The 7669-nt window shown below is 45.9% G+C and carries 6 protein-coding genes; all 6 read left to right on the forward strand.

Annotated elements, in window-relative coordinates:
* Positions 1-27 precede the first annotated feature (27 nt).
* The 6 genes from ACVBIO_RS19935 to ACVBIO_RS19960 all read left to right on the forward strand — a co-directional run bounded on the left by ACVBIO_RS19935 (position 28) and on the right by ACVBIO_RS19960 (position 7349).
* A complete protein-coding gene (locus tag ACVBIO_RS19935; protein ID WP_447169128.1) occupies positions 28-1746 on the forward strand; it encodes a 4Fe-4S binding protein in 1719 nt (572 codons plus the stop codon).
* 10 nt (positions 1747-1756) lie between these two features.
* Positions 1757-2431: a TorD/DmsD family molecular chaperone gene (locus ACVBIO_RS19940; RefSeq protein ID WP_447159097.1), complete on the forward strand. Its 675-nt coding sequence runs from the start codon at positions 1757-1759 to the stop codon at positions 2429-2431.
* Between the two features lie 177 nt (positions 2432-2608).
* Positions 2609-2809, forward strand: a complete 201-nt coding sequence (locus tag ACVBIO_RS19945; RefSeq protein WP_447163106.1) for a twin-arginine translocation signal domain-containing protein — start codon at positions 2609-2611, stop codon at positions 2807-2809.
* 15 nt (positions 2810-2824) lie between these two features.
* The gene (locus tag ACVBIO_RS19950; RefSeq protein WP_447173272.1) at positions 2825-5674 is read left to right on the forward strand and encodes a formate dehydrogenase subunit alpha; all 2850 of its coding nucleotides are present in this window, start codon (positions 2825-2827) and stop codon (positions 5672-5674) included.
* A gap of 26 nt (positions 5675-5700) precedes the next feature.
* Positions 5701-6288 (forward strand): formate dehydrogenase FDH3 subunit beta, encoded by a 588-nt coding sequence (fdh3B, locus tag ACVBIO_RS19955; protein ID WP_012275239.1) that lies wholly within the window; start codon positions 5701-5703, stop codon positions 6286-6288.
* A 53-nt stretch (positions 6289-6341) separates the two neighbouring features.
* Positions 6342-7349 carry a formate dehydrogenase subunit gamma gene (locus ACVBIO_RS19960; RefSeq protein ID WP_447173273.1) on the forward strand — a complete coding sequence of 336 codons (1008 nt, stop codon included), beginning with the start codon at positions 6342-6344 and terminating at the stop codon, positions 7347-7349.
* Positions 7350-7669 lie beyond the last annotated feature (320 nt).

Consider the following 7669-nt stretch of genomic DNA (forward strand, 5'->3'; position numbering starts at 1 on the left):
AAGCGCGATGAGATAACAGCGATACTCATGTACAGAAACAGCCAAAGAACTGTTCAGGAACGCAATGTGAGCAATAGTGAAACACAAGTTGGACTCAAAGAGGTTCGACAAAAGGTCCTTGCTGGGACTCAGATGATTCAAAATCTGATCCCACCGACCATTAGCTACACCACCGAAGGTAATGTTCTTGTTATCGGGCCAGAAGATTTGGCACGTTTAGCTGCGGACAAGTTGTCTAGTATGGGTAAGTGCGCCATTTTGGCGAACGAGCCAATCACTAGCCAGGACGAAGCCCATCTTGAAAAAGTAATGACTGCTGCTGAAGACGTAGAGAGCTATTACAACAAGCTTGTTGAAATTAAAGGTTTCTTAGGTCAGTTTCAAGTCAAGGTTGAACACGAAAACGGTAATGCAGAATTAAGTACTGTCGCCATTCGTAAAGCCCACTTCGACCTTATTCTCGACCTTAGCATGAGCCCTTGCATCAATCTTGAAATGCTGCCACCAGGCTATTTCTATGTGGGTCAAGACCAAGCTAAGCTCGATGAAGCGCTAGAGCAGCTTCCAGAGCTGGTTGGCCAATTCGATAAGCCACGCTACGTTAAAATTAACAGTGATATTTGTGCCCATTACCGTCACGGCAATGAAGGCTGTACTCGTTGTTTGAACTTCTGTCCCGCCGATGCGATTACTAGCGTAGGGAAGATGATCGAAATTGATCCTTACCTTTGTCACGGTGCTGGTAGTTGTACTAATGCTTGCCCAACAGGTGCTATTAGTTATGACTTGCCAACGCCGCAAGCTATGCATACCTACCTGAATAAGCTGGTGACGAACTTCCGCTCCCAAGCACAAATTGCTCCAGTGATCCTATTTCATGATATGGGTAAGGGCGAAGAGGCGATAACTGAAGCCCTCGCGGGTGAAATCATCCCGATTGCAATGGAGGAGATCACCGTTGCGAGCATGGACCATTGGTTGTCAGCATTAGCATGGGGTGCGCGTCAGGTATTAATCCTGCAAACGGATGCGACTGCGCCAACATTAACTCAAATGCTTAATGGTGAATTAGCGCTAGCCAACGACATTCTTGATGAAATGGGGCAACCGCGACGCGTGAGCCTTATCACCGAGGCTCATCTTAACGAAGCCGGTGCTAAAGAGCTTTCAGAGTTGCTTATTACCAGTGCAAGCTGGCCAGTGATAGTGCCTGCTGAGTTTGTGGCAACCACTAAGCGTGAAACCATTTACAACGCAATCGATCATCTAAATGAACAGGCTGCATCTGTCGATACGTGTTTGTCACAGAGCAACCTGCCATACGGTCAAGTCAGTGTTAACACTGAAAACTGTACCTTGTGTATGTCTTGTGTGGCGACCTGTCCAACGATGGCATTGACCGATGGCGGTGATCGACCAGCGCTTTATTTTGTTGAGCAAGATTGTGTGCAGTGTGGTTTGTGTGAAACAGCATGCCCTGAGAAAGTTATCAGCTTAACGTCTCAGGTTAATTTTGATAAAGCTGCGCGTCAGGAGCGTAAAACCCTGCATGAGGAAGCTCCCTTCGAATGTATTACTTGCGGCGAACCGTTCGCAACACAATCCATGGTGAAGCGGATGTTAGAAGTGGTAGGAACCCACAGTGCCTTCAGTGCCAACACAGAGCGTTTAAAAATGTGTGGTGACTGTCGAGTAAAAGACATGTTTGAAGACATTCTTCAAGATCCTGAAAAGCAACTGCGATAAGAGTTTAGCCATGACCGAATTAGTAAGAGAAGTTTCAGAAAACGATCAGTTAAGAGCCGATATTTATCAGTTGTTTGCTGCGCTATTACGTCGTCAACCTAGCCCTGAACTCCTTGAGTTCTTAGCGGGTTTAGAAATTGATGCTGATGACGATAGCGACATGACTAAGGCTTGGGTTGGACTTAAATTGGCTGCTCAGCAGTTTAGTTCAGAACAGCTTGAAGATGAGTATTTCAGCGTATTCCTCGGTGTGGGCTGTGGTGAGATCCTACCTTATGGTAGCTGGTTCATGACTGGTTCACTAATGGACAAGCCATTAGCGCTGCTACGTAATGACCTGATGCAGCTTGGTTTTGAGCGTGAAGAAGACGTTAAAGAGCCTGAAGATCATGTGGCAGCACTTTGCGAAGTGATGGGCACCTTGATCTTAGAAGCGCCAGGTTACCGTCAGCTAGCTTTCTACCAACGCCATATGGGCAGCTGGATTGAGCGTTTTTGCGATAACTTAGCTAAAGCGCCAAGTGCGGCTTTTTATGCAACCGTTGCTCAGCTTGCTAAAGCATTTTTCGTTCTCGAAGCGAAAGAGTTTGAACAGTTAAGTTTGAATATTCCGGTTAACTGCCCAGGCAGTGAAGCAGAATCTTCTGAAAAGATTGAGCCTTCTACCAATGAGCTAGCGTCTTAATCGCTATCGGTAGAGGTTTGGATTTATGTCAGTTCAGTGCTTGGGCTCAATTTTGACTCAGCCTGAGCTGACATAGACAAAAACAGGGATTCTTCTCAGCAAGAAGCCCACAAGAACTGGATAGAGCGTTTAAACATAAGCAATTTATCTTAATTTTAGTAAATCTAAGGAGACACTATGAAGAAGCAAGCTTCCGACATGGGCCGTCGTCAACTGCTAAAGGCATTGGCTATCGGCGGTGCGGCTGGCGCAGTTGCAACTGCAAGTGGACAAGCTCTTGCCGCAGAACCTGAAATCGCACCTATTGCGGAAAAAGGTATTGGTTATCAAGAGTCTGACCATGTTCGTAGTTATTACGACACATTGCGCAGTAACTAATTAAAGGAGAGTGTGATGCGATTAACCCGCAAAGCAGACCAAGCTGTCAAAAGCAATAAGCCAGTCTTAGGTCTAAACCGTCGCCAATTCCTCAAGTCCGCAAGCCTCGCGACAGGCGGTATTGCAGCGGCATCTATGCTTGGCGCAGGAATGATGCGTAAAGCAGAAGCTAAATTTATCCCCCACGATGTTCCCACCGAAACTAAACGTACTATCTGTTCTCACTGCTCTGTAGGCTGTGGCGTTTATGCCGGCGTTCAAAACGGTGTATGGACAACTCAGGAGCCAGCATTTGATCACCCATTTAATGCGGGTGGACACTGTGCAAAAGGTGCCGCGCTTCGTGAGCATGGCCATGGTGAAAAGCGTCTGAAATACCCTATGAAGCTAGAAGGCGGTAAGTGGAAGCGTCTTTCATGGGATCAAGCGATTGAAGAAGTGGGCCAACACGCACTAGATATTCGTAAAGAATCGGGTGCAGACTCTGTATTCTTCATGGGTAGTGCAAAGTTCTCTAACGAACAAGCTTATATGTACCGCAAATTTGCGGCAATGTGGGGCACCAACAATGTCGACCACTCTGCACGTATTTGTCACTCTACCACTGTAGCCGGTGTTGCAAACACTTGGGGCTATGGTGCGCAAACTAACTCTTTTAACGATATTCGCAATGCGAAGGCGATGATGTTCATCGGCTCAAACCCTTGTGAAGCTCACCCCGTTGCTATGCAACATATTTTGATTGGTAAAGAGCGCGGCGCAAAAATTATTGTTGTCGACCCTCGTTTCACCCGAACTGCAGCTAAGTCTGATGAGTTCGTGCATATTCGTCCTGGTACGGATATTCCTTTCATTTATGGTTTGTTATGGCACATCTTCGAAAACGGTTGGGAAGATCATACCTTTATCGACCAACGTGTTTACGGCATGGAACGTATTCGCGAAGAAGTGAAGAAGTATCATCCTGCTGAAGTGGCAAATATTGTTGGCGCAACCGAAGAACAGATGCGTCGCGTCGCTAAGTTACTTGCTGAAACTAAGCCGGGTACTATCGTTTGGTGTATGGGTGGTACTCAGCACCACGTCGGTAATGCCAACACACGTGTATACTGTATCCTGCAGCTAGCCCTAGGTAATATGGGTGTGTCGGGCGGTGGTACTAACATCTTCCGTGGCCATGATAACGTGCAGGGTGCAACCGATATGGGGTTGTTGTTTGATACGCTACCAGGTTATTACGGCTTGAAAACCGGCTCTTGGAAGCACTGGTGTAACGTTTGGGACTTAGATTATGAGTGGGTTAAAGGCCGCTTCGATCAAGAGCCACGCTTAGGTCAAGATCCAATGACCTCTACAGGTATTCCATGTTCACGTTGGCATGATGGTGTACTTGAAGATAAGTCTAAGATTGCGCAGAAAGATAACATCCATATGGCATTCTTCTGGGGGCAGTCAGTTAACACTGAAACCCGTGGTCGTGAAGTGCGTGAAGCATTGAACAAGATGAAAACAGTTGTTGTTGTGGATCCATTCCCAACGATGGCGGGTGTTATGCATGAACGTACCGATGGTGTTTATCTGCTACCAGCATGTACTCAGTTTGAAACCTACGGTTCTGTATCTGCGTCTAACCGTTCTCTACAATGGCGTACCAAAGTCATTGAGCCATTATTTGAGTCTAAGCCTGACCATGTAATCATGTACAAGCTAGCCAAGAAATGGGGTATCGAGAAAGAGTTCTGCAAACATATCAAGGTCAACGGTGACGAGCCGTTGATTGAAGATATGACACGCGAATTCAACAAGGGTATGTGGACTATTGGTTACACAGGTCAAAGCCCTGAACGTTTGAAGATGCACCAAGAAAACTGGGGCACCTTCGATATTAAATCGCTTGAAGCACCAGGTGGTCCAGCTAAAGGTGAGACTTATGGTCTACCTTGGCCATGTTGGGGCACGCCTGAGTTTAAGCACCCAGGTACCCAGATCCTGTATCGCACTGGCCGCGAAGTGATGAATGGTGGTGGTAATTTCCGTGCCCGTTATGGTGTTGAACATGACGGCGTGAACATCTTGGCTGAAGGCTCTTACTCTAAGGGCAGTGAAATCAAAGATGGTTACCCTGAGTTTACCGACAAGATGCTCAAGCAGCTTGGCTGGTGGGATGACCTGACAGCTGAAGAGAAAGTTGCGGCGGAAGGTAAGAACTGGAAGACAGATATTTCTGGTGGTATTCAGCGAGTCGCGATTAAGCATGGCTGTATTCCTTACGGTAATGCGAAAGCGCGTTGTGTCGTGTGGAACTTCCCTGATGACATTCCATTACACCGTGAGCCGTTATATACGCCTCGTCGTGATTTGGTTGCTAAGTACCCAACCTACGAAGATCGTATGGTTGCACGTCTTCCTACCCTGTATAAAACTATTCAGGAGAAGGACTTCGCTAAAGATTTCCCACTTGTTATTACGACAGGCCGTTTGGTCGAGTACGAAGGTGGTGGTGAAGAAACGCGTTCAAACCCATGGCTTGCTGAACTTCAGCAAGAGATGTATATCGAGATCAACCCTGCTGATGCTGCCGATCGCGGTATTCGTGATGGTGATAACGTGTTCGTTCATAGTCCTGAAGGTGCAAAAATCACCGTTAAGGCCATGGTCATTCCACGAGTTGTACCGGGTGAATGTTTCATGCCATATCACTTCGCTGGTGTATTTGAAGGTGTCAGCCTAGCAAAGAACTACCCCGAAGGAACGGTTCCTTATGTTATTGGCGAAGCTGCTAATACCGTAATGACCTATGGTTATGATGTTGTGACACAGATGCAAGAGACGAAAGCGAGCTTGTGTCAGGTAAGCAAAGCCTAATTAACTTGATGAGGAGATAAGCCATTATGGCAAACATGAAATTTTTATGTGATACCAAACGCTGCATCGAGTGTAACGGTTGCGTCACAGCATGTAAAAACGCCAATTCTTCAGCTATTGGCTGGGGAATTCAACGTCGTCGCGTGGTTACGCTAAATGATGGTGAGCCAGGTGAAGCATCCATTTCAGTGGCGTGTATGCACTGTACCGATGCACCTTGTATGGCAGTTTGTCCTGCAGATTGCTTTTATCGTACTGATGAAGGCATCGTATTGCATAACAAAGAAACCTGTATTGGTTGTGGTTACTGCCTCTATGCATGTCCTTTTGGAGCACCTCAGTTCCCTCAGAAAAATGCATTTGGTAGTCGCGGTAAGATGGACAAATGTACTTTCTGTGCTGGCGGTCCAGCGCCTGATTTCTCGGAAGAGGAACGTAAGTTATACGGTGCAAACCGTATTGCTGAAGGCAAGCTGCCTTTGTGTGCAGAGTTTTGTTCGACCAAGTCACTACTTGCTGGAGATGCATTAGTCATTTCTAACATATTCCGTGAACGTTCTGCCGCACGCGGCGCACCAGAAGCGCTTTGGGGTTATAAACCAACAACTGGCTAGTCTGGCTGAATAGGACCACAAGTCTTGGCTTGCGGTCCAATAAAGGAGTGAATATGTTTATGAAATCACTGCGCAGCCTATTTGCACTGCTAGTAATTCCATTGGTGCTTTCAATGGGATTGGGGCTTAGCGCTTCAGTAATGGCTGCGGATGGTCAAACGAATCAGCAGCAAGTTGCTACCAATGACGTGGATCTTTGGCGTGCTGTTAAGTCGGGCGAGTCGGGTTATACCACTGCAAACAATGTTGAGGCTGGTGTTTTAATTAACGTTGTCGGTAATGAAGGCGAAATCGTTCGTAATAAGTACTTAACCCCAATAATGGGGATTACAGTTGTTGGCGTTTTTGCTGCATTTCTATTTTTCTACCTAGTGAATGGCCCCTCTAAATTGAGCAAAGGCTTTTCAGGAAAAATGGTGCTACGTTGGTCTAAAGCAGATCTGTGGATCCACTGGGTATTAGCGACCTCTTGTTTGGCGCTAATTTTCACGGGTCTAAATATCATGCTGGGCAAACACGTATTACAACCTTATATCGGTGAAGGCCTGTGGGCTGGACTGATCTACGGTAGTAAGACAATACATGATTGGGTTGGACCGATATTTATCGTGTCTTGGATCCTGTGTGTTGTTAAGTGGATGCCGATGCAAACTTTCAAGATGTATGACTTAAAATGGTTCTTAGTCGTTGGTGGTTACATCAACTTTGGCCCATTAAAAGGTAAGCATCCTGACAGTGGATTTGCTAACGCCGGTGAGAAAATGTGGTTCTGGAGCTTAACGATATTCGGTTTATTTATTGCCGCATCTGGTTTAATGCTTGTATTACCGGGTTTAGATCTGCCACGTGAAGCCTCGATGGCTGCATTGCTAATCCATTCCATAAGCGCGATTATCATTATCGCATTTACTATCGTACATATTTGGATGGCGACGGTATTAAGTGAAGGCGGTATGGAGTGTATGGTATCGGGTTATTGCGATGAAAACTGGGCAATCCAACATCACAATGTATGGCACGATGAAATGAAAGATAGCAATAGTATCGTTTATAGAGACTAACGCTTGTTTCATTATCATATGAAAAATGCCTCGACCTAGTCGGGGTATTTTTTTGGCTAAAACGCGTCTGTAATGAGGATTTTTTGCGTGCCACTTCTGCGTTGAATAGACTCATAAGAGGCCAATCCTAATGTCATCTATTCGCCTTGAATTAGTGTGCCAAAAACATTTTGAGTCGATCAACTTCTTTTACTGATTAGTATTGTTCACCCGCCTTAAATTAGTTCGCCTAAAAGCACTCTAAGTCTGACGAATCCCCACAAAAAGATAAACAGAAATAATGAGATAGGCAAAATAATAAGGAACATTCATGGCATTCG

The organism is Shewanella sp. 0m-8 (genome assembly GCF_052977265.1).